This window comes from Streptomyces morookaense, assembly GCF_013030945.1.
Lineage (GTDB): Bacteria > Actinomycetota > Actinomycetes > Streptomycetales > Streptomycetaceae > Streptomyces > Streptomyces morookaensis.
Window position 1 is genome coordinate 1 of record NZ_JABBXF010000041.1, and the last position, 23809, is coordinate 23809.

The following is a 23809-nucleotide window of genomic DNA, read 5'->3' on the forward strand; positions in this document are numbered from 1 at the left end:
GCGACCGGGGCCGGAGCGGCCACGGGGGCGGCCGGAGCCGGGGCGGGGGCCGGGGCCTCCTGGACCGGAGCCGCGGCCGGGGCCGGGGCGGCGGCCGGAGCGGCACCGGCGGCACCGATCACGGCGAGCTTGGCGCCGACCTCGGCGACCTCGTCCTCGCCGACGAGGATCTCCAGCAGGACGCCGGCGGTCGGGGCCGGGATCTCGGTGTCGACCTTGTCGGTCGAGACCTCGAGCAGCGGCTCGTCCTCGGCGACCTCCTCACCGACCTCCTTCAGCCAGCGGGTGACGGTGCCCTCGGTGACCGACTCGCCCAGCGCGGGCAGCACGACGTCGGTGCCGGTGGCGCCGGCCGCGGGGGCGGCAGCGGCGGGGGCCTCGGCGACGGGCGCCGGGGCGGCCGGTGCCTCGGCCACGGGGGCCGGGGCGGCGGCGGGGGCCTCGGCGGCAGCCGCCGCCGGAGCCGGGGCAGCGGCGGGGGCGCCGGTGCCGTCGTCGATGATGGCCAGCTCCGAGCCGACCTCGACCGTCTCGTCCTCGGCGACCTTGATGGACGCGAGGATGCCGGAGGCGGGGGCGGGGATCTCGGTGTCGACCTTGTCGGTGGAGACCTCGAGCAGCGGCTCGTCGGCCTCCACGCGCTCACCCTCGGCCTTGAGCCAGCGGGTGACGGTGCCCTCGGACACGCTCTCGCCGAGCGCCGGCAGGGTTACGGAAACCGCCATGGTGCGGTTGCTCCTTACGAGTAGTGCGGATGGTGGTGCGCTCGGGACTCAGTCGTGCGAGTGCAGCGGCTTGCCGGCCAGGGCCAGGTGGGCCTCGCCCAGAGCCTCGTTCTGCGTCGGGTGCGCGTGGATGAGCTGCGCGACCTCGGCGGGCAGCGCCTCCCAGTTGTAAATCAGCTGGGCTTCGCCGACCTGCTCGCCCATGCGGTCGCCGACCATGTGGACGCCGACGACGGCACCGTCCTTGACCTGGACGAGCTTGATCTCGCCGGCGGTCTTCAGGATCTTGCTCTTGCCGTTGCCCGCGAGGTTGTACTTCAGGGTGACGACCTTGTCGGCGCCGTACAGCTCCTTGGCCTTCGCCTCGGTGATGCCGACGGAGGCGACCTCCGGGTGGCAGTACGTGACGCGCGGCACGCCGTCGTAGTCGACCGGCACGGGGTTCAGACCGGCCAGCCGCTCCGCCACCAGGATGCCCTCGGCGAAGCCGACGTGCGCGAGCTGGAGGGTCGGGACGAGGTCACCGACGGCCGAGATGGTCGGCACGTTGGTCTGCATGTACTCGTCGACGAGGACGTAGCCGCGGTCCATGGCGACCCCGGCCTCCTCGTAGCCCAGGCCCTGGGAGACCGGGCCGCGGCCGACGGCGACGAGCAGCAGCTCGGCCTCGAAGGACTTGCCGTTCTCCAGGGAGACCTTGACGCCCGACTCGGTGTACTCGACACCGGAGAAGCGGGAGCCGAGGGAGAAGTTGATGCCGCGCTTGCGGAAGGCGCGCTCCAGCAGCTTGGAGCTGTTCTCGTCCTCGACCGGGACGAGGTGCGGGAGCGCCTCGACGATCGTGACGTCCACGCCGAACGACTTCCACGCGGAGGCGAACTCGACGCCGATGACGCCGCCGCCCAGCACGACCGCCGACTTCGGCACGCGGTCCAGGACCAGCGCGTGGTCCGAGGAGATGACGCGGTTGCCGTCGATCGTCAGGCCCGGCAGCGACTTCGGCACGGAGCCGGTCGCCAGCAGGACGTGGCGGCCGGTGATGCGCTGGCCGTTGACGTCCACCGAGGTCGGGGAGGACAGACGGCCCTCACCGGTGATGTAGGTGACCTTGCGGGAGGCGACCAGACCCTGCAGGCCCTTGTACAGGCCGGAGATCACGTCGTCCTTGTACTTGTGGACGCCCGCGATGTCGATGCCCTCCAGGGAGGCCTTGACACCGAACTGCTCGGCCTCGCGGGCCTGGTCCGCGATCTCGCCGGCGTGCAGCAGAGCCTTGGTGGGGATGCAGCCGCGGTGCAGGCAGGTGCCGCCCAGCTTGTCCTTCTCGATCAGGGCGACGTTGAGACCCAGCTGGGCTCCGCGCAGGGCGGCGGCGTAACCGCCGCTACCGCCTCCGAGGATCACTAGGTCGAAAACGGTGCTGGCGTCGTTCGCCACGTCACGTCCTCCATGCATGGGTACGCCGTTGCCGGTCGTCGATGACCGGGCGGCGGCTGTCGTTCGGCCGCATTTCGTCGGCCCTGTGAATAAGGGGGCCCTGTCCTGCCGAGACAACATCTTCGCACTTGTTGACGGAGGGCGGGACGCCGGGCGGGGCTCAGCGGCGACTGATGCGTCACCTTTGAGGGTTACCAGTGCGTAGAAAAGTACGTTTTCGTTGAGAGCGAACACGCCACGGCCCCGGGGGATTCCCGGGGCCGCGGAGTACCGCGCTCCGGGTCAGCCCAGCTCGCCGTCGGCGGTGCGCTCCGCCAGGCGGACCAGGGTGCGCACCGCGGAGCCGGTGCCGCCCTTCGGGGTGTAGCCGAACGGGGCGGACTCGTGGAAGGCCGGGCCCGCGATGTCCAGGTGACCCCAGGCGATGCCCTCGCCCACGAACTCCTTCAGGAAGAGTCCGGCGATCAGGCCGCCGCCCATGCGCTGGCCCATGTTGGCGATGTCGGCCACCGGGGAGTCCATGGTCTTGCGCAGCTCGGGCGGCATCGGCATCGGCCAGGACTGCTCGCCGGCCTCCTGCGCCGTCTCGTGCAGCGTGTCGCGGAAGGCCTCGTCGTTGGCCATCACACCGAAGGTGCGGTCGCCCAGCGCCAGCACCATCGCGCCGGTCAGGGTGGCGACGTCCACGATCGCGTCCGGGTTCTCCTCCGAGGCGCGGGTGAGGGCGTCGGCGAGCACCAGGCGGCCCTCGGCGTCGGTGTTGAGCACCTCGACCGTCTTGCCGCTGTACATGGTGAGCACATCGCCCGGACGGGTGGCGGTGCCGGAGGGCATGTTCTCCGCGAGGGCCAGCCACGCCGTCACGTTGACCTGGAGCCCGAGCTTGGCGGCGGCCACGACCGCGGCGAACACGGCGGCGGCACCGCTCATGTCGCACTTCATGGTCTCGTTGTGGCCGGCCGGCTTCAGGGAGATGCCGCCCGAGTCGTAGGTGATGCCCTTGCCGACGAGGGCGAGGGTCTTCTCCGCCTTGGGGTGGGTGTAGCCGAGGCGCACCAGGCGGGGCGGGTTCGCCGAGCCCTGGCCGACGCCCATGATGCCGCCGTAGCCGCCCTTGAGCAGCGCCTTCTCGTCCAGCACCTCGATCTTGAGGCCGTGCTCCTTGGCCGCGGTCTGGGCGGCCTCGGCGAAGAGCTTCGGGGTGAGGGCGTTGGACGGGGTGTTGATCAGGTCGCGGGCCCGGTTGACCTCCGCGGCCACGGCCGCGGCGCGCTCGGCGGCGGCCTTGAAGGCCTTGTCGCGCGGCTTGGCGCCGAGGATCGCGGCCTCGCCCAGCGGGGCGCCCTTGTCGTCCTTCTTCTTGCCGTTGCCGCCGGAGCGGAAGGCGGTGAAGGAGTACGCGCCGAGCAGCGCGCCCTCGCCGATCGCGGCGGCGGACTCGGCGTCCTCGACGGGCAGCGCGAACGCGGCCTTCTTGACGCCGGCCAGCGCACGGGCCGCGGTGCCGGCGGCGCGGCGCAGGGTCTCCTCGGCGAAGGCCTCGTCCTCGGCGGGGAGTTCGCCGAGGCCGACCGCCAGCACGACCGGGGCCTTGAGGCCGGACGGGGCCGGGAGCTTGGTCACCTCGCCCTCGTCGCCGGAGGCGCCCAGGGTCTCCAGGACCGAGGCCAGCTTCCCGTCGAAGGCCTGGTCGACGACCTCGGCGCCGGGCGCGACGACGGGCCCCTTCGGGCCCTTGGCGACACCGACGACGACGGCGTCCGCGCGGAGCGTTGCCGCTGTGGAAGTGCTGAGAGTCAGAGCAGTCACGGTGGTGAAGTCTCTCTTCCGTTGAGTTCCTCGGCCATTGCGCTCCGCGCGGTTTGCGGGAGTGTGGGCCGGCCGTACCCCGTGGGCATCGTATGCGCCGCTTCGCCGTACGGGCCGGGCGGCCATGGCGGGTGCGGGTTGTCTGTGGCTGGTCGCGCTCACGCGGCGGAGCCGCATGGTGCAGCACAGCCCCGCGCCCCTCACGGGGCTCAGGCAAGTGTCATTGCGAGGAGTGCTGCTGTCGATGCCGTTTCCGCGAGGGCGCCGAAGACGTCGCCCGTGATGCCGCCGAGGCGGGTGCGGCAGCGGCGGAGCAGGAGTTCGGCGGCGAGCAGGGCGAACAGCAGGGCGCCGGCCGCGTGCACCGCCGCGTACGGGCCGAGCAGCGCACCCGTCGCCGCCGCCGCGCAGACCGACAGCGCGGTGGCGGTCAGCGCCGCCGGCACCGGCACCACGCCCGCGACCGCCGCGCCGAGCCCCTCCGGGCGGGCGGCGGGCACCCCGCGGCGGGAGGCGAGCGTCAGCGCGCAGCGCGCGGCCAGCCCCGCCACGACGGCCGCCACGGCGCCGTGGACCGTACCGGATGCGTACAGCCCGGCCAGGGCGGCGACTTGGCCCAGCAGCGTGAGCACCAGCGTGACCACGCCGAACGGGCCGATGTCGGACTGCTTCATGATGCGCAGCGCGTCCGCTGCGGGCTTGCCGCTGCCGAGTCCGTCGGCGACGTCCGCGAGCCCGTCCAGATGCAGTGCCCGGGTCAGCACCGCGGGCACCGCGACGGTGGCCACGGCGGCGAGCAGCGGGCTCGCGCCGAGCAGCGTCAGCAGCAGGCCTGCGGCCGCCGCGCAGCCGCCCACGGCCAGTCCGGCGAGGGGGGCCGCGAGCATCCCGCCGCGGGCCGCGGCGCGGTCCCACCGGGTGAGCGGGACGGGCAGCACCGTCAGGGTGCCGAAGGCGAAACGCAGGGCGTCCGCGGGGGTGGCGCGGGCTGCGGGATCGGGGGCGGGGGCGTCCATCCGGGCAGGTTATCCGGCGGGCCAGGGCATAGTTCTCGGAGAAGGGCGCACTGCGGGAGCGGATTTCCATGGGTCACTGGCTGGCACGCAACATCGTCGAGCCCGGGAAGCTGCCGTTGCTGCTCGCGCTCACCGCGTTCGTCCTGACGTTCCTGGTCACCCGGGTGATCACCCGTCTCATCCGGGCGGGCAAGGGCCCCTTCCGCAACATCAGGCCCGGCGGGCTGCACGTGCACCATGTGGTGCCGGGCATCGTGCTGATGGTGGTCGGCGGCTTCGGCGCGATCGCCGAGAGCCGGCACGGTTTCGGGGCGGCCGTCTCGGCGGTGCTGTTCGGCAGCGGCGCGGGGCTGGTGCTGGACGAGTTCGCGCTGGTGCTGCACCTGGACGACGTCTACTGGACCGAACAGGGCCGCAAGAGCGTCGAGATCGTGGTGCTCACCGCCGCCCTGGTGGGGCTGGTGCTCTCCGGCTTCTCGCCGTTCGGGGTCAACGAGCTCACCCCCGACGAGCTGCAGAACCGCACCATCGTCGTGGCCAACACCCTCGCCAACTTCCTCATCGCGCTGTTCGCCCTCGCCAAGGGCAAACCCCGGATCGCCCTGATCGGGGCGGTCGTTCCGCTGGTGGCGCTGGTGGGCGCGATCCGGCTGGCCCGGCCGGGGTCGCCCTGGTACCGCCGCTTCTACCGCAACCGGCCACGGGCCCGGCGCCGGGCGAGGGTGCGCGCCTACCGGCACGATGCGCGCTGGGCGGCCTTCCGGCGGCGCTTTCACGACCTGGTGGCGGGGGCCCCGGACCGCTGACCCCGCTCGCGGTGCTCGTCGCTGTGAGGTTTGCGGTGTCTTCGGGCCTCGTCCACCCCGCACACCGCCAGCATCACGGCCACCGCGGCGATGTGCTCCTTGCCCGCCAGATTGGGCTTGACCAGCACCTCGACCACCATGGCCAGCACCACGCCGGCACAGGTCAGCCAGGCGCGGTAGCGCCAGGACAGATACACCGCCAGGCCGACCACCGCCGCCGACGGGCCGGTGTCGATGATCTTCGCGGCCTCCGTCGGCAGCCCCAGCGGGGAACCCGGGCCGAGCGCCACGCCCAGCCGCGCGTACATGGTCCCGGCGAGCGTGGCGGTGTAGGAGACCGCGAGGGTGCGCCACTTGCCGATGCAGGCCTCGGCGATGCCGAAGACGATCAGGATCTGGGCCAGCGCGCCCCACACCGGCAGGTCCAGTGCGGGGACGAACAGGGAGAGCGGGGTCCGCAGCAGCGCCAGACACCAGGGCAGCTGCGCCTGGACGGAGCCGAGCTGCTGGACGGGCCCGAACCCCCAGTGCTGGTTCTGGACGATCTGGAAGAGCGAGGTGAGGACGACGGCGGTGAGCGTCATGGGGACGGCTCGCCACCGGTTGCGGACGAACGCCCCCCGGACCGCCTCGTACAGCGGACCCCACTCGGTGCGCGCGGCGCGACGCAGCGCCGCGCGCATCGTCACCGTCGGCTCTCCAGGTGTTTCCGGTTGAGCCACTTGGGCAGGCCGGGCGCCTCCAGGAAGCCCTCGGCGCGGGCGCTGGCGATGCCGATCCGCAGCAGGTCACTGCTCTTCTCGAACAGCATGAAACGAGGCTCCCAGATCGGACGGTATTTCGCATTTGCCCGGTAGAGGGACTCGATCTGCCACCAGCGCGAGAAGAAGCTGAGCAGCGACCGCCACATCCGCAGCACCGGGCCCGCGCCCAGCTTCGAGCCGCGCTCGAAGACCGAGCGGAACATCGCGAAGTTCAGCGACACCTGGGTGATGCCCAACGACTTCGCCCGCTGCAGGAGTTCGATCACCATGAACTCCATCAGGCCGTTCTCGGAGTCCCGGTCACGGCGCATCAGGTCCAGCGACAGGCCCTTGGGACCCCAGGGGACGAAGCTGAGCAGCGCGCGCAGCTCGCCGTCGCCGTCATGGCACTCGAGCATCACGCAGCGCCCGTCGTCCGGATCGCCCAGCCGGCCCAGCGCCATGGAGAAGCCGCGCTCGGTCGCACCGTCGCGCCAGTCGTCGGCGCGGCGCAGCAGCCGGTCCATCTCCGGCTCGGGGATGTCCTCGTGGCGGCGGATGGTGACGGTGTAGCCGGCGCGCTTGACGCGGTTGTACGCCTGGCGCACGGTCCGCATCGCGCGCCCCTCCAGGGTGAACTCCCCGGTGTCCACGATGGCTTCGTCGCCCAGCTCCAGGGCGTCCAGGCCGTGCCGCGAGTAGATCGTGCCGCCCTCCTCGCTCGCGCCCATCACGGCCGGGATCCAGCCGTGCTCGCGCGCCTGCGCCAGCCAGGGCTCGATGGCGCCGGGCCAGGCCTCGGGGTCGCCGATCGGGTCGCCCGAGGCGAGGGAGACCCCGCCGACGACGCGGTAGGTGACGGCGGCCTTGCCGGACGGGGACCAGATGACGCTCTTCTCGCGGCGCAGCGCGAAGTAGCCCAGCGAGTCGCGGTCGCCGTGCTTGTCCAGCAGGGCGCGCAGCGCGGCCTCGTCCTCGGCGGTGATCGGGTCGGTGGCGCGGCGGGACCGGAAGGCCGCGTAGACCACGAGGACCAGCAGGACCGTGCTCATCACGTTGATGACGACGTTGACCCAGCCCGGGGGAGCGATGCCCGCGTAGCGCGAGTTGTCGGCCGCGATGTACACGAGGCGCATCACGCCGTAGTGCCAGCGGTCCAGGAAGGTGGAGCGGTACTCGTCGTGCGCCTCGTTGGTGACGGTCACCAGCAGGGCGGCGATCAGCGAGGTGACCAGCAGGCCGACGGTGGCCACGGCGGCGGCCAGCCTGGGGTTGGAGCGGTCGCCCTTGGCGTAGAACTCCTTGCGGCCCACCACCAGGGCCGCCACGAACAGCGTCGTGACGACCAGCGAGAACCAGTTCAGGCCGTGCCTGCGGTACTCGGGGAAGGCCATCACCAGCACCAGGATCAGCAACAGCAGGCCCGACAGGACCAGGTTGAGGATCCAGGCCGCGCGCTTGCGGCGGCGCAGGGTGATGGCCATGAACAGCGACACCACCGTCGCCGAGAAGCCGGCCGACAGCAGGTACGGGGTGAAGAACTCGTCGACGTTGTGCCGCCGGACGTCGGCGCCGAAGGACACCCAGAACGCGCCCAGCAGGTTGACGAACGTGACGGCGCGCAGATACCACACGGCGAAGGCGGCGGCACGCCGCGGCCAGCTGCCGCCGCGGGTGCCCTCATCCGGAGTCAAGCGGACCTCTCCCATGAAAAGCGATCGTATGGGGCCTGGCGCGCGGCGTGGTCCGGTCCTGCCTCAGGAACGCTCGGGAAGCTCCGCCGCCAGGGCCGCTGCCGCCTGCACCAGGGGAAGGGCGAGCAGGGCTCCTGTCCCCTCGCCCACAGTGACGCCGTGGTCGAGCAGAGGGTTGAGCGCCATCCGGTCGAGTGCCTTCGCCTGCGCCGGGTCGCCGCTCGCCTGGCCCGCCAGCCACCAGTCCGGCGCCCGGAAGGCGACCCGCTGGGCGACCAGGGCACAGGCCGCCGAGACGACTCCGTCGAGGATCACCGGGGTGCGGCGCACCGCGCTCTGCAGCAGGAAGCCGGTGGTCGCGGCGAGGTCGGCGCCGCCGACGGCGGCCAGCAGCTGCAGCTGGTCGCCGAGGACCGGGCGGGCGCGGCGCAGCGCGTCGCGGATGGCCGCGCACTTGCGCATCCAGGCCAGGTCGTCGATGCCGGCGCTGCCGCGGCCGGTGACCACGGAGGCGTCCGTGCCGCACAGCGCGCCGATCAGGGTGCCGGCGGCGGTGGTGCCGCCCACGCTCAGGTCGCCGAGGACGACGAGGTCGGTGCCGGAGTCGGCCTCCTCGTCGGCGACGGCCATGCCGGTGCGGAACGCCTGCTCGGCCTCCTCGGCGGTCAGCGCGTCCTCGACGTCGATCCGGCCCGAGCCGCGGCGCACCCGGTGCCGGGTGACGTCCTCGGGGAAGGCGCCCGGGTCGCAGTCGAGCGCCATGTCGACCACGCGCAGCCCGGCGCCGAAGCGGCGGGCCAGGATGGCGGCCGCGCTCTCCCCGGCCAGGGCGGCGCGCACCAGCTCCTGGGCGCCGGCCTCGGGGCCGCCGGAGACGCCGAGGGAGGCGACGCCGTGGTCGCCGGCGAAGAGCAGCACCCGGGGCCGCTCGACGGGCTTCACGGGCACGGAGCCCTGGCCTGCGGCGAGCCACTCGCCCAGCTCGTCCAGCCGGCCCAGCGCCCCCGGGCGCGGTGCGAGGCGCTCCCGGCGCTCCTCGGCGTCCCGCCGGACGACTGCGTCGGGCCGCTCGATCAGGGAGGCGAAGTCATCAAGATTCAGACCGCTCATCCGCGACACCTTACCCCTGCGGGGTGGCTGGCAGGCGGGTGCACGGTGGGGGGTTCGCACTGCGTGCGGGGTGCGCCCCGCAAGGGGCGCTGGGGGCACCTCCCAGCGGTAGCTGGGGGAGGAACTGCGCGACCGGCCACGATGCGCCCGCAGTCGAGGTTCCCCCAGCTACCGCTGGGGGTGCCCCCAGGGCTGTGCCCCGGACCCCTTGGGGTCGTGCGTTGGCTGCGGGCCGGTGGGGGCTTGTCGCGCAGTTCCCCGCGCCCCTTACGGGGCGCGTCACGCGCCGCGCAGCGGCAGCGCCTGGCCCGCCACGACCAGGAGGATGTGCTCGCACTCGTCACCGATGGCGGCGTTCAGCCGCCCCAGCTCGTCGCGGAAGCGGCGGCCCGAGGACGTGGCCGGCACCACGCCCGACCCCACCTCGTTGCTCACCAGCACCACCGTGCGGCGCGTGGCCCGCACCGCCGCCACCAGGTCCGCGGTGCGCGCGGCCAGCGCATCCCGGCCGCCGTCCGCCCAGGTCGCGTCGTCCCACGCGCCGACGGAGTCCATCGCGTGCGTCAGCCACAGCGCCAGGCAGTCGACGAGCAGCGGCGGGCCCTCCTCCGCCAGCAGCGGCACCAGGTCGCACGTCTCGGCCGTCCGCCAGGACCCGGGGCGGCGCTCGCGGTGCAGCGCCACGCGCGCCGCCCAGTCGCGGTCGCCCTCGCGCGTGCCGCCCGTGGCCACGTACAGCACCTCGGGGAAGGACTCCAGGCGCCGTTCCGCCTCCACCGACTTGCCCGAGCGCGCGCCGCCCAGCACCAGCGTCCGCCGCGGCAGGTCCGGCACCTCGCGGTAGTCGCCGACGACCAGAGTGGTGCCGTCGGGCACCGCCCGCGCGCCCGCCGCCGCGAGCCGCCGGTGCAGTTCGCGGCCGGGCGGCACGTCGTGGTCCAGGTGCACGGCGATCACATCCGTCGTCGGCCCGGCCGCCCCCGCCTCCCGCAGCCGGGCCAGCGCGTCGGGCCGGTCCAGGACGTCGAGCAGCACCATGTCGTACGGGCCGGCCATGGTGCCCAGCCCGGCGAGTGCCGCGCCCGGCGGCAGGTACAGCAGCCGCTCCCCGTCGGCGGAGGTCACCTCGTACCCCGTCCCGGGCGCGTCCACGGCCAGCGCCCGCACCCGGTGCCCGCTGATCACCGACAGCTCGCGCCCGTCCGGCACCCGCACCGCCGCCGGCAGCCCGGCGGGGAGCTCCAGGGCCGGGCCGTCGTGCGGGTGCGAGAGCAGCACCTGGCGCACCCCGGCGATCGAACGCCCGGCGCGGGCCGCGGCGAACGCGGGGCCGGGGGTGAGGTCGAGGAGGAGTGCGCCGTCGACGAGCAGCGCCGTGGCGGCGCGAGCCTCGTCGCCCGTGGCGGTCGCGCAGGCCGCGCACGGGCAGTCGGGGCGCGGCAGCCCGTCGGGGGCTCCGGTGCCGAGGAGAGTCAGTTCCACGCTCTGATCGTCTCGCGTCCCCGCGCGCCGGGCGCGCGGGGCTCACCCTTTCTCGTCCGCCACCGGCGGCTAGGCTGCGCCCGGCAGGACTCAACACGTGGCGTACGTACGGCCCGGGAGGCTGACATGGCATGGACGTGGCGGTTCGAGAAGTCCGACGGCACGGAGGTGGAGCCGGCCGTGGAGCCGGAGGAGTTCACGACCCAGGGCGACGCGGAGTCCTGGATCGGCGAGGAGTGGCGGGCCCTGCTGGAGGGCGGGGTGGACCAGGTGCGGCTCTTCGAGGACGACGACGAGGTGTACGAGGGGCCGATGAGTCTGCGGGCCGCGTCCGAGAGTTGATCCTTCCGCGCCCCCTCGGGGGCGCTACATCTCGCCCAGTGTCACCGTCGTCGTCTGTTCGGCGCCGTCCCGGACATAGGTCACCTCCGTCTGGTCGCCCGGCTTGAGCCCGGCGAGCGTCTCGGCCAGCGACTGCATCGTGGTGACGGGGGCCTTGCCGACGCGGGTGACGATGTCGCCGGGCCGCAGCCCGGCCTTGTCGGCGGGGCCGCCCGGGGCGACGGCCACCAGGGCCACCCCGGCGGGGGCGAAGTCGGAGCCCACGATGGCCCGTCCGGTGATGCCGAGGGCCGCGCGTCCGGAGTCGGTGACCCGGCCGCTCCTGACGATCTGGTCGGCGATCCTGCCGACCGTCCCCGCCGGGATGGCGAAGCCGATGCCCGGCGCCGCCCCCTCGCCCAGCTCCGGGTCGACGGCGGCGAGCGTCGGGATGCCGATGACCTGCCCGGCGAGGTTCACCAGCGCGCCCCCGCTGTTGCCGGGGTTGATGGCGGCCGAGGTCTGCACCATGTTGGCGATGGTCGCCCCGGTGCCCCCGCCGCCGCGCCCCTCGCTGACGGTCCGGCCGACGGCCGAGACGATGCCCTGGGTCACGCTGCTGGACAGGCCCAGCGGATTGCCCATGGCCAGCACGATCTGGCCCACTTCGACCTTCGACGAGTCCCCGAGCACGGCCGGCTTGAGTCCCTTGGGCACGTTCTCCAGCCGGACGACCGCGAGGTCCTGTTCGGGGTACGAGGCCACCAGCCGGGCCCCCAGGGCGTCGCCGCCGGTGGCGAGGGAGACCTTGAACGTCCGGGCGTCACCGACGACATGGGCGTTGGTGACGATGTCGCCCTTGCCGTCGTAGACCACCCCGGAGCCGAGGCCCTGCCCCGTGGTGATCTGGACGACGGACGGGAGGACGTCCTTGACCACCTTCTGGTAGGCGGCCTGCAGATCGCCCGCCGGGCCCGTGACCTGCACGGGCGCGGCGGGCGAGGACGACGGCGCGCCCGACGGGCTCCCGGTGCCGCCGGAACATCCGGCGAGCAGGGCCAGGGCGCAGACGGCCGGGACGGCGGAACGCAGGCTCGGGACGCTCATACGGGGAGCATTCCCCGCCCCCGGCCTCAGCCCCGCACACCGCACAAATGCAGCAGTGCCGCCACCGCGCGGTACGGGTCTGTGCGGCCGGCCCGTTCCTCGGCCGCCAGCAGCCGGTCCAACTCGGGGCCCTGCGGCGGGAGCTGCCCGTCGGCGGCCTGGTCGGTGAAGACCCGTACGCCGTACCAGGCGTGCAGCGGGGCGCCGATGCCGGCGAGGGTCGCCGTCAGCGTCTCCCGCCGGTCGGCCCGCACCTCCAGCCCGATGCGGTTGGTGTACGCGGGGGAGTCGAAGGCGGCCAGGGCGGCCTGCCAGTCACCGCTCAGACCGGGCCGCATGGCCAGCGCGTCGGCGTTGCGCACGAGCAGCGAGAGCAGGCCGCCGGGGGCGAGGACCCGGGCCAGTCCGGCGAGCATGGGGTCGGGCTCCGGAACGTACATCAGCACGCCGTGGCAGAGCACGACATCGAAGGAGCCCGGCACGAAGTGCACGCCGGTGTCCCGCCCGTCGCCCTCGATGACCCGCATCCGCTCGCGGATGCCCTCGGGCTCGGCCGCCAGCGCCTCGCGCACGGTGGCCACCATCAGGGGGTCGGACTCCAGGCCGGTCACCTCGTGGCCGGCGCGGGCGAGCCGCAGCGCCTGGGTGCCCTGGCCGAGGCCGACGTCGAGGATCCGCAGCCGCCGGCCCACGGGGAAGCGGGCGGCTATCTGCTCGTCGACCTGGCGGGCGACGAGCTCCTGGCGGACGGTGTTCCGCAGCCCCCCGAGCCCGCTCAGCCACCCCTGTGCGCCGCTGCCGAAGGGCGCCGCCGGGGTGCCGCTCAGGGCTTCTCCCCGCGCGCGACCTTCGGCTTGGGCAGCCGCAGCCGGCGCATCTGCAGGGTGCGCATCAGGGCGTACGCGACGGCGCCGCGGGTGTTCTCGTCCGGGAAGCGCTGCTTGAGGGCGCGCTTGAGGGCGAAGCCGGTGATCGCGGAGTTGATGACGATCAGCGCGATGACGATCATCCACGCCAGCAGCACGTACGTCTGGAACGCACCGCGGTTGATCATGCTCAGGACCAGGATCAGCACGGCCAGCGGCAGGAAGAACTCGGCCACCGAGTAGCGCGCGTCCACGAAGTCGCGGGCGAAGCGGCGCACCGGGCCCTTGTCGCGGGCCGGCAGGAAGCGCTCGTCGCCGTTGGCCAGGGCCTCGCGCTGGCGGGCCAGGTCGGCACGGCGGGCCTCGCGCGCCCGCTTCGAGGCGTCCTTGCCCTTGGCGGGCGTGCTCGCCAGGCTGCGGCGCTGGGACTGGGCCTCGCTGCGCTTGGGGGTGGGGCGGCCCTTGGGCGCCTGCGGGTCACGGGCCTGCTTGGACTGCTCGGCGGCGGACGGCTTGGCGCCCGCGGCCTGCTCGGCCTTGTCGGCCTTGGAAGTGGAACGGCTTCGGAACACGGGACCCAAGGGTACGGGTTCCGGCGCCCGGGCACCGGCCCGGAGGGGAACGATCCGGCAACGACGGACGTCTGTAGGGAGAGGCCGGAGCTCTTCTACTCCTTGCGCCGGAGGGCGGCGACCTTGTGATCGTCCTGGAGGATGAGCGCATCGGTGCCCGAGGAGTGCGGTAATGGAAGCAGGGCCCGTACTGTGGGTTCTGATAGGTGTGACGGAGCCGAAGCCCGATTCAAGTCGGTCAGAAGGGGGCGCGCGAGGCCCATGAGCGGTGTCATGAAGCGTATGGGGATGATCTTCCGCGCGAAGGCCAACAAGGCCCTGGACCGGGCCGAGGATCCGCGCGAGACCCTCGACTACTCGTACCAGAAGCAGCTGGAGCTGCTGCAGAAGGTCCGCCGCGGCGTCGCCGACGTGGCGACGTCCCGCAAGCGTCTGGAGCTCCAGCTCAACCAGCTGCAGAACCAGTCCGCCAAGCTGGAGGAGCAGGGCCGCAAGGCGCTGGCGCTGGGCCGCGAGGACCTGGCACGCGAGGCGCTCACCCGCCGTTCCGCGCTCCAGCAGCAGGTCAGCGACCTGGAGACGCAGCACCAGACCCTCCAGGGCGAGGAGGAGAAGCTCACGCTCGCCTCCCAGCGCCTGCAGGCCAAGGTCGACGCCTTCCGGACGAAGAAGGAGACCATCAAGGCCACCTACACCGCGGCCCAGGCCCAGACCCGGATCGGCGAGGCCTTCTCCGGCATCTCCGAGGAGATGGGCGACGTCGGCCTGGCCATCCAGCGCGCCGAGGACAAGACGGCGCAGTTGCAGGCCCGCGCCGGTGCCATCGACGAGCTGCTCGCCTCGGGCGCCCTCGACGACCCGACCGGCATGGCCAAGGACGACATCACCGCCGAGCTGGACCGGCTCTCGGGCGGCTCGGACGTGGAGCTGGAACTCCAGCGGATGAAGGCCGAACTGGCGGGCGGCAGCGGCACCAAGCAGGCCATCGAGGGCGGCGCCGCCGGCCAGAACCACGCGGCGCAGCCGCAGGACACCCCGCGCTTCGACAAGCACTGAGGGAGAACTCATGATCGTGCGGATCATGGGGGAGGGCCAGGTCCGGCTGGACGACAGCCACTTCGCCGAGCTCAACGCGCTGGACGACGAGCTGCTCGCCGAGATGGAGAGCGGCGACGAGGAAGGCTTCCGGCGCACGCTCGGAGCGCTGCTGGACGCCGTGCGCAGGCTCGGCACCGCCCTGCCCGACGACGCCCTGGAGCCCTCCGAGCTGATCCTTCCGTCGCCCGGGGCCTCCCTGGAGGAGGTCCGCGAGATGCTCGGCGACGAGGGCCTCATCCCGGGGTGACGCCCCGGCCGGCCGGCATCACGCGCCCCCGTTCCCGTCCGGGACCGGGGGCGCGGTCGGCATGAGCACCTTCACCACCGGCCCGCACCGCTGGCTGCGCGCACATCCGCGCGCCGCCGACCTGTTGCTGGCCGCCGCCGTGCTGGCGCTCGTGCTGACCGGCGCCTACCTCACCGTCCACACCCGGCAGCACCCGCCCGGTCCCGGCTTCGTCGCCCTGGCCGTCGTCGCCTGCGGCTGCCTGGTGTGGCGCCGTACGGCGCCGCGGGCCGTGCTCGGCCTGACCTCGGTGCTGACGGTCGCCGCCGCCGTCGCCGGGCGGGACGGGCCCCCGCGCACCCAGGTCGCGGTGACCGCCGCCGTGGCGCTCTACACCGTGGCCGCCCGCACCGAGCGGTCCACGGCCTGGCGCATCGCCGCGCCGACCGTCGTCGCCATCACCGGCACCGTGATGCTGCTCGGCCCCGGACCCTGGTACTCCCAGGAGAGCTTCGGCCTGCTGGCCTGGACCGCGCTGGCCGGTGCCGCGGGGGACGCCGTCCGCAGCCGGCGCGCCTTCGTCGCGGCGATCGAGGAACGGGCCGAGCGGGCCGAGCGCACCCGCGAGGAGGAGGCCCGCCGCCGCGTCGCGGAGGAGCGGCTGCGCATCGCCCGCGAGCTGCACGACGTCGTCGCGCACCACATCGCGCTCGTCAACGTCCAGGCCGGTGTGGCCGCGCACATCATGGACAGCCGCCCCGAACAGGCCAAACAGGCCCTCGCCCACGTCCGCGAGGCCGGCCGCTCGGCGCTGGAGGAGCTGCGCGCCACGGTCGGCCTGCTGCGCCAGCACGGGGACCCCGAGGCCCCGACCGAGCCCGCACCCGGCCTCGGGCTGCTCGACCGGCTCGTCGACGGCTTCGGGCGGGTGGGGCTGCCGGTGACCGTCGCGGCCGTCTCCACGCTGCCCGGCGGGCAGGGCGCGACGGGCGAGGCCGCCGGGGCCGCCGCCGTCCTCGGCCCGCTGCCGGCCGCCGTGGACCTCACCGCGTACCGGCTGGTCCAGGAGGCGCTCACCAATGTGCAGAAGCACGCGGGCCCCGGCGCCCGGGCCGAGGTCTCCCTGCTGCGCGGCACGGACAGCCTTCAGCTGACCGTGCTGGACGACGGTGCCGGGCCCCCGCCCGGGGGCATCGGGAGCGGCGGGCACGGCCTCGTCGGCATGCGCGAGCGCGCGGCGGCCCTCGGCGGCCGCTGTGAGACGGGCCCGCGGGACGAGGGTGTGCCCGGTTTCCGGGTCCGCGCCACCCTGCCGCTGCAGGCGCCCGCCTAGGCTGACGCCATGACCGAGCCGATCAGCGTCCTGCTTGCCGACGACCAGGCGCTGTTGCGCAGCGCGTTCCGGCTGCTCGTGGAGTCCGAACCGGACATGCGGGTGGTGGGGGAGGCGGCGGACGGGGCCCAGGCCCTCGCCCTGGCGCGGGAGCACGCGCCCGACGTGGTCCTGATGGACATCCGGATGCCAGGGACGGACGGCCTCGCCGCGACCAGGGAGATCTGCGCGGACCCCGCGCTGGCGTCCGTGCGCGTGGTGATGCTGACGACCTTCGAGGTCGACGAGTACGTGGTGCAGTCGCTGCGCGCGGGCGCGTCGGGCTTCCTCGGCAAGGGCGCGGAGCCGGAGGAACTGCTGGCGGCGATCAGGATCGCCGCGGCCGGGGAGGCGCTGCTGTCGCCCGCGGCGACGAAGGGCCTGATCGCGAAGTTCCTCGCCCAGGGCGAGCCCCCCGCCGACGCCCGGCGCGAGACGGCACGCCTTGCGGCCCTGACGGGCCGGGAACGGGAGGTTCTCGTGCAGGTGGCGGGGGGCTTCTCGAACGACGAGATCGGCGAGCGGCTGGAGGTCAGCCCGCTGACGGTGAAGACGCACGTGAACCGGGCAATGTCGAAGCTCGGTGCCCGCGACAGGGCCCAACTCGTGGTCATAGCCTACGAGTCGGGCCTGGTAAGGCCGGCCCAAGCCCCGTAAGGGGCGCGGGGCTGTGTCGATATGCGGCTCCGCCGCGTGGGCGCGACCAGTTGCGCCCCCGTCAGGGGCGCGGGGAACTGCGCGACTAGCCCCCACCGGCCCGCAGCCGAGGCACAACCCAGGGGGTCCGGGGCGCAGCCCCGAGCACCTCGACCGCAGGCGCGTCGTGGTCGCTCGCGCAGTTCCCCGCGCCCCTGACGGGGCGCGAGGCCCCCGCAGGGGTTACGGCAGGGCCAGCATCCGCTCCAGCGCCAGCTTCGAGAAGCTGGCGACCTCCGGATCCACCTCGATCCGGTTCACCACCTTGCCGTCCGCCAAGGACTCCAGCGCCCACACCAGGTGCGGCAGGTCGATGCGGTTCATCGTCGAGCAGAAGCACACCGTGCGGTCGAGGAAGACGATCTCCTTGCCCTCGTCCGCGAACCGGTTCGCGAGCCGCCGGACCAGGTTCAGCTCGGTGCCGATGGCCCACTTGGAGCCGGCGGGGGCGGCCTCCAGCGTCTTGATGATGTACTCCGTCGAGCCGACGTGGTCGGCCGCGGCCACCACCTCGTGGCGGCACTCGGGGTGCACCAGGACATTGACGCCGGGGATGCGCTCGCGCACGTCGTTCACCGAGTCCAGCGAGAAGCGGCCGTGCACCGAGCAGTGGCCGCGCCACAGGATCATCTTCGCGCCGCGCAGCTCCTCGGCCGTCAGGCCGCCGTTCGGCTTGTGCGGGTTGTAGAGGACGCAGTCCTCCAGCGACATGCCCAGGTCGCGCACGGCGGTGTTGCGCCCGAGGTGCTGGTCCGGCAGGAAAAGGACCTTCTCGCCCTGCTCGAACGCCCAGTTGAGGGCCCGCTCCGCATTGGACGAGGTGCAGATCGTGCCGCCGTGCTTGCCGGTGAAGGCCTTGATGTCGGCGGAGGAGTTCATGTACGAGACGGGGACGGTGACGTCCGCGATGCCCGCCTCGGTCAGGACGTCCCAGCACTCGGCGACCTGCTCGGCGGTGGCCATGTCGGCCATCGAGCAGCCGGCCGCGAGGTCCGGCAGGACGACCTGCTGGCCGTCGTGGGTCAGGATGTCCGCGGACTCGGCCATGAAGTGCACGCCGCAGAAGACGATGTACTCGGCGTCGGGCCGGGCGGCGGCCTCGCGCGCGAGCTTGAAGGAGTCGCCGGTGACGTCGGCGAACTCGATGACCTCGTCGCGCTGGTAGTGGTGGCCGAGGACGAAGACCTTGTCCCCGAGCTTCGCCTTGGCCGCCCGGGCGCGCTCCACCAGGTCCGGGTCGGACGGTGCCGGCAGATCGCCGGGGCACTCCACACCGCGCTCGCTGCGCGGGTCGGCCTCGCGGCCGAGGAGCAGGAGGGCGAGCGGGGTGGGCTGGACATCCAAAGGCTGGGCGGTGGTCACGTCACGCACCCTTTCTGTTCTGCGGACGGCCGCTCTGCGCTGTGCAGCAGTCGGCGTTGTCGTCAATTTGACGCTATCTATCATAACTGCTTCGCGTCACTTTGACGATGGTGATTGCGTCGATGTGACGCATTCCCGTTCGCGGGCCGGGTGTGCGAGCATGAAAGCCGGTGAAGTCACCATCAGGACCCGGAATGAATCCGGGACGGCAGCGGTTGCAGGCGACGCAAGCATCCGCAGAAGAACCCGGGAGTGAAGCAGATGTCCGTTCAGGACGAGAAGACCACGGTGAGCGACGGCATCCTCCTGTCCGACGCCGCTGCGGCCAAGGTCAAGGCCCTGCTGGAGCAGGAAGGCCGTGACGACCTCGCGCTGCGCGTCGCCGTCCAGCCCGGCGGCTGCTCCGGTCTGCGTTACCAGCTCTTCTTCGACGAGCGCTCGCTCGACGGCGACGTCGTCAAGGACTTCGACGGCGTCAAGGTCGTCACCGACCGCATGAGCGCCCCCTACCTGGGCGGCGCCTCGATCGACTTCGTCGACACCATCGAGAAGCAGGGCTTCACGATCGACAACCCGAACGCGACCGGTTCCTGCGCCTGCGGCGACTCCTTCAGCTGACAGGCCTCCTCGCCGTACGAAGGCGGTGCCCCCGGACGGGGGCACCGCCTTCGCTCTTTCGTGCTAGGCCTGGCGCAGCGTCCCGCCCGTCGTCTCGTCCACGACCTTCCGGTCGTCCAGCGGCTTGTCCAGCGTCACCGGCAGATCCCACTGCTTGAGCATCATCACGCAGGGCCGGCCCGGGTTCTTCTCCGTGCCGGTGACCTTCACCGACACCGTGGAACCGGACTCCTTGTCCGTCACCGCATAGGTGTTGCAGACCCCGCCCCAGAAGTGCAGGACGAGCTTCTTCCCGTCGTCCCCGGCGGTGCTGTACGAGTCGACGCGCATCGACCGGGTCCGCGGCGTCCCCGTCGGGGCGGGCGTACGGGACGGCGAGGGCGCGGCGACGAACTTCGGGTCCACCGCGGGCTGGGCGACGGTGACCGTCGCTCCGCCGCCGCCCGGCAGCTGCACGCTGAACAGCCACGACGGCACCAGTGCCGGCCGCCCCGCCACGGACTGCGCCGACAGCCCGAACTCGGCCCCGCGCACCGTCGCGGGCTCCGCCTTCGACGGCGTGCCCGGGCACGGCGGCGTCCCGTCGGCATCGGCGCCCTTGGGCAGCGGGGTCATCGTCCGGCAGCCGCCGGGCCCCGGACGGCCGGTCCCCGCGCCCTTGTTGAGCGCGTCGAGCGCCTGCTGGGCGCTGACGACGGGATATCCGGCGCCCTTCTCCGGCAGCTCCAACTGCCCGCTGCCCTGCGTCACTTGCCCGTCCGAGCCCACCTGGAGGGTGGTCCGCCAGCCGTAGGAGGGCAGGGAGTTGAGCACCGGGTCGGCGCTGACCGTCCGTATCGCGCCGAACGTCCGTTGCGCGTCCACCTTCGCGCCGTCCTGGCCCAGCGCCTTCAGCACGGGCGCCGCCGCGCTCTTCGCCTTGTCCTCCGGCACCGGGCCCGTGGCCGCCGGGTCCGGGGAGGGGGCCGCGCCGTCACGGAAGGACGGGCAGGTCACCGGGGGAACGTCCTTGCCCTCCTGCTGCGGCCCCGCGCCCGGCGGGTGCTCGCAGTGGGTGCCGCCCGGGGTGCCGTACCGCGTGAACGACCAGTCGCCCGGCGCCTGTTGGTGCACCTGGAGCGTGGGACCCGAGGCGTCGGGAGTGCCCCCGACCGTCCAGACACCGTTCGTCAGCCGGGGCGTGCCCTGCACCTTGAGCGCCGTGGCCAGCGCCGTCACCTCGTCGCGCGTCACCTCGCGCCCGGGCAGGTAGACGGGCGCGCTGTGCGGCCCGTCGGGGAGCTTGCCCGCCGCGCGGTAGTGGACGCCGTGGGGATCCGGCTCGCCCACCGCGATGCCCTGCTGCGGACCGCCGCCGGGCTGCCCGTAGCCGTCCAGGGCCAGCGGCGGAGGGGAAGAGCTGTCGCCGGACCCGCCGGACCGGTCCGCGCCGCCGCCGTCCGTCGCGGTGGACGCCCAGTACGCGCCCCCTCCTCCGGCCAGCAGCACGGCCGCGGCCACCGATGCGACCGCCAGCGGCGAGTGCTTGCGCCGCGGTTTCTCGGGGGTGCTGCCGGGAGTGGCGCCCTCGGTGCTCACCACATCGCTCCTTCGCTCCGCTCAATGTGTGTACTGCCGTGTCCTCTGTGAAGGGGACGGCGCTTGGACGGAGCGCAGGAGCGAGCGGTTCCACCCGGGTCAGTCGCCGTATTCCGACATCCCGTCCAGCAGCCGGGCCGAGGCCGCCGGGACGGAGACCCCGTGGATGGCGGAGAGCGGGGTGTGCCGCCGGGCGGGGGCGGGGCGGGGGGTCCGGGCGCCGGGCCAGTGCGGTGCCATGCGGGCGCAGTCCCTGCGCAGCTCGTCGAGCGACTCGGGCTCGGGGGTGTGCTGCGTGACGTCCTTCACAGTCTTCGGCATATCCGCACCGTACGCACGCGGTGCCGCTGCGAGAAAGAGCTACTAATAGGTAGATTTGCCCACCCAGTGGCGAGAATCGGACCCTCTTGTCCGGAGGCCTCCACCCGGTAACGTGGTGTGGCTCTTTCTGTTTTTCTCGTTATGTCACCTCGCCCCGCAGGGAGCAGACCCGTCGTGCGTATCGCTGTCACCGGCTCCATCGCCACCGACCATCTGATGACCTTCCCCGGCCGCTTCGCCGACCAGCTCGTGGCGGACCAGCTGCACACGGTCTCCCTCTCCTTCCTCGTCGACGAGCTCGACGTCCGCCGCGGCGGAGTGGGCCCCAACATCTGCTTCGGCATGGGCGTCCTCGGCCTGCGCCCGATCCTGGTCGGCGCGGCGGGCGCGGACTTCGCCGACTACCGCGCCTGGCTGGACCGGCACGGGGTGGACACCGACTCCGTCCACATCTCCGAGGTCCTGCACACCGCGCGCTTCGTGTGCACCACGGACACCGACCACAACCAGATCGCCTCCTTCTACACCGGCGCCATGAGCGAGGCCCGGCAGATCGAGCTGCAGCCCGTCGCCGACCGGGTCGGCGGCCTGGACCTGGTGCTGATCGGCGCCGACGACCCCGAGGCGATGCTGCGCCACACCGAGGAGTGCCGCACCCGCGGCATCCCGTTCGCGGCCGACCCCTCGCAGCAGCTGGCCCGGATGGACGGCGACGACATCCGCCAGCTGGTCGAGGGCGCCGCGTACCTGTTCACCAACGAGTACGAGAAGGCGCTCATCGAGTCCAAGACGGGCTGGACGGGCGACGAGATCCTCGCCAAGGTCGGCACCCGCATCACCACCCTGGGCGCGCGCGGCGTGCGCATCGAGAGCGCGGGCGGCCCGACCGTCGAGGTCGGCTGCGCCCAGGAGGAGGCCAAGGTCGACCCGACCGGCGTGGGCGACGCGTTCCGCGCCGGCTTCCTCGCCGGCCTGACCTGGGAGCTCTCGCAGGAGCGGGCGGCGCAGCTGGGCTGCATGCTGGCGACGCTCGTCATCGAGACGCTGGGCACGCAGGAATACGAGCTGCGGCGCGGCCACTTCATGGAGCGCTTCGCGAAGGCCTACGGCGACACGGCGGCCGCCGAGGTGCAGGCCCACCTGGGCTGAGGCTGTACGGGGCGCCCCGTAAGGGGCGCGGGGAACTGCGCGACCAGCCCCCACCGGCCCGCAGCCGACGCACTGACCCAGGAGGCCCGGGTCGCAGCCCCGAGCACCTCGCCTGCAGGCGCGTCGTGGCCGATCGCGCAGTTCCTCCCCCAGCTACCGCTGGGAGGTGCCCCCAGCGCCCCTTCGGGGCGCCGTGGTGCCGGCCCCGTCAGGAGCGGCGGCGTACCGTGTACGCCACGCCGCCCGGCACCGGCCGTTCCCCCACATACTCCTGCCCCCGCATCTCGCACCATGCCGGGATGTCCAGCCGGGCGGCCTCGTCGTCGGAGAGCACGGTCACCAGCCCGCCGACCGGAGCATCTCCGAAGGCCCGCGCCAGCTCGATCACCGGGATCGGGCACCGCTTGCCCAGCGAGTCGACGACCAGTTCCCCTTCCCCGGAAGGGGAACCCGCACCGGCGGCCGGCGCGCCCAGCGCCCCCCGCACCTCCGCGACCACGCCCGGCAGCACCCCCAGGAACCGGTCGACCTCCTCCGGGGCCGTCCCCCGCGGCAGCGAGACCCGTACGTTCCCCTCGGTGAGCACCCCCATCGCCCGCAGCACATGACTCGGGGTCAGTGTGCTGGACGTACACGACGAACCGGACGAAACCGAGAAGCCCTCGCGGTCCAGCGCGTGCAGCAGCGCCTCCCCGTCCACGTACAGGCACGAGAACGTGACCAGGTGCGGCAGCCGGCGCGCCGGATCGCCGACGACCTCGACGTCCGGCACGAGTTCCGGGACCCGGGCCCGGATCCGGTCCACCAATGCCCGCAGCCGCGCGGCCTCTTCGGCCGCCTCCTGGCGGACGGCCCGCAGCGACGCCGCCGCCGCGACGACCGCCGGCAGGTCGGGGAAGCCCGGCGCGCGCCCCGACTCCCTTTCGTCCACGGGGTGCTGAGGGGCGTACCGCACTCCCTTGCGCACGGCCAGCAGGCCGACCCCGGACGGGCCGCCCCACTTGTGCGCACTCGCCGTCAGCAGCGACCAGCCGCCCCCGACCGGTTCCCAGCCCAGCGACTGGGCCGCGTCCACCAGCAGCGGCACCCCCGCCTCCCGGCAGGCCTCGGCCACTTCGGCCACCGGCTGCACCGTCCCCACCTCGTGGTTGGCGGACTGCAGCACCGCCAGCGCGGTGTCCGGCCGCAGCGCCGCCGCGTACGCGCCCGCGCCCACCCGGCCCGTCCGGTCGACCGCCACTTCGGTGACCGTCCCGCCCGCTGCTTCATGCACGGCGGCGGAGTGCAGGACGGCCGAGTGCTCCACGGCGGACACCACCAGGTGCCGCCCGGCCCGGCGCCGCCCGGCGAGGGCGCCGGCAATTCCGTCGTGCAGGGCCCGTGTCCCCGAAGGAGTGAAGACCAGTTCGTCCGGGCGGCAGCCGACGGCATCCGCCGCGGCCTCGCGCGCCGCGTCGAGCAGCAACCGGGCCCGGCGGCCCTCCCTGTAGAGGCGGGCCGGATCGGCCCAGCCCTCGTCGAGGGCGGCCAGCAGCGCCTGGCGCGCGACGGGGTGCAGGGGAGCGGCGGAAGCGGCGTCGAAGTACGGCACGGAGCACACGCTAGCGTGCAGGTCGCACGTTGTGCGGAGGCCATCTGACGGTCCGCCGGACGGCCCCGGATCAGCAGATTCCGCCTCTTCGGGTAGTGACGCGGCGCGTT

Annotated in this window: 23 protein-coding genes; 8 read left to right on the forward strand and 15 right to left on the reverse strand. The window is 73.4% G+C overall.

Features of this window, described 5'->3' with window-relative positions:
- The 4 genes from HG542_RS18550 to HG542_RS18565 form a co-directional block, all read right to left on the reverse strand.
- Nucleotides 1-725 (reverse strand): biotin/lipoyl-containing protein (locus HG542_RS18550; RefSeq protein ID WP_304414297.1); only part of this gene is annotated, 725 nt, incomplete at its 3' end.
- Between the two features lie 48 nt (nucleotides 726-773).
- A complete protein-coding gene (gene lpdA / locus HG542_RS18555) occupies nucleotides 774-2162 on the reverse strand; it encodes a dihydrolipoyl dehydrogenase (protein ID WP_171082851.1) in 1389 nt (462 codons plus the stop codon).
- A 282-nt stretch (nucleotides 2163-2444) separates the two neighbouring features.
- Nucleotides 2445-3971 (reverse strand): leucyl aminopeptidase, encoded by a 1527-nt coding sequence (locus HG542_RS18560; protein WP_171082853.1) that lies wholly within the window; start codon nucleotides 3969-3971, stop codon nucleotides 2445-2447.
- Nucleotides 3972-4180: 209 nt separating this feature from the next.
- Nucleotides 4181-4987: an adenosylcobinamide-GDP ribazoletransferase gene (locus HG542_RS18565; protein WP_171082855.1), complete on the reverse strand. Its 807-nt coding sequence runs from the start codon at nucleotides 4985-4987 to the stop codon at nucleotides 4181-4183.
- 68 nt (nucleotides 4988-5055) lie between these two features.
- Here HG542_RS18565 and HG542_RS18570 point away from each other — a divergent pair, with 68 nt between their 5' ends.
- A complete protein-coding gene (locus HG542_RS18570; RefSeq protein ID WP_171082857.1) occupies nucleotides 5056-5793 on the forward strand; it encodes a hypothetical protein in 738 nt (245 codons plus the stop codon).
- Here HG542_RS18570 and HG542_RS18575 read toward each other — a convergent pair.
- From HG542_RS18575 to HG542_RS18590, 4 genes are all read right to left on the reverse strand, one after another.
- A complete protein-coding gene (locus HG542_RS18575) occupies nucleotides 5760-6476 on the reverse strand; it encodes a hypothetical protein (RefSeq protein ID WP_171083039.1) in 717 nt (238 codons plus the stop codon). The genes HG542_RS18570 and HG542_RS18575 overlap by 34 nt on opposite strands.
- A gap of 2 nt (nucleotides 6477-6478) precedes the next feature.
- Nucleotides 6479-8245, reverse strand: coding sequence for a phosphatidylglycerol lysyltransferase domain-containing protein (locus HG542_RS18580; RefSeq protein ID WP_171082859.1), 1767 nt, complete (start codon nucleotides 8243-8245; stop codon nucleotides 6479-6481).
- A 48-nt stretch (nucleotides 8246-8293) separates the two neighbouring features.
- A complete protein-coding gene (gene cobT, locus HG542_RS18585) occupies nucleotides 8294-9340 on the reverse strand; it encodes a nicotinate-nucleotide--dimethylbenzimidazole phosphoribosyltransferase (RefSeq protein WP_171082861.1) in 1047 nt (348 codons plus the stop codon).
- A gap of 279 nt (nucleotides 9341-9619) precedes the next feature.
- Nucleotides 9620-10822 (reverse strand): bifunctional adenosylcobinamide kinase/adenosylcobinamide-phosphate guanylyltransferase, encoded by a 1203-nt coding sequence (locus HG542_RS18590; RefSeq protein WP_171082863.1) that lies wholly within the window; start codon nucleotides 10820-10822, stop codon nucleotides 9620-9622.
- A 126-nt stretch (nucleotides 10823-10948) separates the two neighbouring features.
- Between HG542_RS18590 and HG542_RS18595 the strand changes: the two genes are divergently transcribed.
- The gene (locus tag HG542_RS18595) at nucleotides 10949-11164 is read left to right on the forward strand and encodes a hypothetical protein (protein ID WP_171082865.1); all 216 of its coding nucleotides are present in this window, start codon (nucleotides 10949-10951) and stop codon (nucleotides 11162-11164) included.
- Nucleotides 11165-11188: 24 nt separating this feature from the next.
- Here HG542_RS18595 and HG542_RS18600 read toward each other — a convergent pair whose 3' ends face one another.
- The 3 genes from HG542_RS18600 to HG542_RS18610 are packed head-to-tail and all read right to left on the reverse strand — an operon-like array spanning nucleotide 11189 to nucleotide 13688.
- Entirely contained in the window at nucleotides 11189-12250 is a 1062-nt protein-coding gene (locus tag HG542_RS18600; protein WP_171082867.1) for a S1C family serine protease, read from the reverse strand.
- 26 nt (nucleotides 12251-12276) lie between these two features.
- Nucleotides 12277-13029, reverse strand: a complete 753-nt coding sequence (locus tag HG542_RS18605; RefSeq protein WP_171083041.1) for a methyltransferase domain-containing protein — start codon at nucleotides 13027-13029, stop codon at nucleotides 12277-12279.
- A 44-nt stretch (nucleotides 13030-13073) separates the two neighbouring features.
- A complete protein-coding gene (locus HG542_RS18610; protein WP_171082869.1) occupies nucleotides 13074-13688 on the reverse strand; it encodes a DUF3043 domain-containing protein in 615 nt (204 codons plus the stop codon).
- Nucleotides 13689-13949: 261 nt separating this feature from the next.
- On the opposite strand from HG542_RS18610, the gene HG542_RS18615 reads away from it, so the two are divergent.
- The 4 genes from HG542_RS18615 to HG542_RS18630 all read left to right on the forward strand — a co-directional run bounded on the left by HG542_RS18615 (nucleotide 13950) and on the right by HG542_RS18630 (nucleotide 17041).
- Nucleotides 13950-14744, forward strand: coding sequence for a PspA/IM30 family protein (locus HG542_RS18615; RefSeq protein WP_171082871.1), 795 nt, complete (start codon nucleotides 13950-13952; stop codon nucleotides 14742-14744).
- Between the two features lie 10 nt (nucleotides 14745-14754).
- Nucleotides 14755-15033 (forward strand): PspA-associated protein PspAA, encoded by a 279-nt coding sequence (gene pspAA, locus HG542_RS18620; RefSeq protein WP_171082873.1) that lies wholly within the window; start codon nucleotides 14755-14757, stop codon nucleotides 15031-15033.
- 61 nt (nucleotides 15034-15094) lie between these two features.
- The gene (locus HG542_RS18625; RefSeq protein WP_171082874.1) at nucleotides 15095-16345 is read left to right on the forward strand and encodes a sensor histidine kinase; all 1251 of its coding nucleotides are present in this window, start codon (nucleotides 15095-15097) and stop codon (nucleotides 16343-16345) included.
- Nucleotides 16346-16354: 9 nt separating this feature from the next.
- Nucleotides 16355-17041 carry a response regulator gene (locus tag HG542_RS18630; protein ID WP_171082876.1) on the forward strand — a complete coding sequence of 229 codons (687 nt, stop codon included), beginning with the start codon at nucleotides 16355-16357 and terminating at the stop codon, nucleotides 17039-17041.
- A 222-nt stretch (nucleotides 17042-17263) separates the two neighbouring features.
- Here the strand turns inward: HG542_RS18630 and nadA are convergent, their stop codons facing one another.
- On the reverse strand, nucleotides 17264-18442 hold the full coding sequence (gene nadA, locus HG542_RS18635; RefSeq protein ID WP_171082878.1) for a quinolinate synthase NadA: 1179 nt from the start codon (nucleotides 18440-18442) through the stop codon (nucleotides 17264-17266).
- Between the two features lie 261 nt (nucleotides 18443-18703).
- Between nadA and HG542_RS18640 the strand changes: the two genes are divergently transcribed.
- A complete protein-coding gene (locus tag HG542_RS18640; protein ID WP_058044766.1) occupies nucleotides 18704-19060 on the forward strand; it encodes a HesB/IscA family protein in 357 nt (118 codons plus the stop codon).
- Nucleotides 19061-19123: 63 nt separating this feature from the next.
- Here the strand turns inward: HG542_RS18640 and HG542_RS18645 are convergent, their stop codons facing one another.
- Together HG542_RS18645 and HG542_RS18650 are read right to left on the reverse strand one after the other, a co-directional pair.
- Nucleotides 19124-20638: a hypothetical protein gene (locus tag HG542_RS18645; protein ID WP_171082880.1), complete on the reverse strand. Its 1515-nt coding sequence runs from the start codon at nucleotides 20636-20638 to the stop codon at nucleotides 19124-19126.
- Nucleotides 20639-20737: 99 nt separating this feature from the next.
- Nucleotides 20738-20959 carry a hypothetical protein gene (locus HG542_RS18650; RefSeq protein WP_171082882.1) on the reverse strand — a complete coding sequence of 74 codons (222 nt, stop codon included), beginning with the start codon at nucleotides 20957-20959 and terminating at the stop codon, nucleotides 20738-20740.
- A 174-nt stretch (nucleotides 20960-21133) separates the two neighbouring features.
- Here HG542_RS18650 and HG542_RS18655 point away from each other — a divergent pair, with 174 nt between their 5' ends.
- The gene (locus HG542_RS18655) at nucleotides 21134-22108 is read left to right on the forward strand and encodes a carbohydrate kinase family protein (protein ID WP_171082884.1); all 975 of its coding nucleotides are present in this window, start codon (nucleotides 21134-21136) and stop codon (nucleotides 22106-22108) included.
- A gap of 208 nt (nucleotides 22109-22316) precedes the next feature.
- Here the strand turns inward: HG542_RS18655 and HG542_RS18660 are convergent, their stop codons facing one another.
- Nucleotides 22317-23699: a cysteine desulfurase/sulfurtransferase TusA family protein gene (locus tag HG542_RS18660; protein WP_171082886.1), complete on the reverse strand. Its 1383-nt coding sequence runs from the start codon at nucleotides 23697-23699 to the stop codon at nucleotides 22317-22319.
- Nucleotides 23700-23809 lie beyond the last annotated feature (110 nt).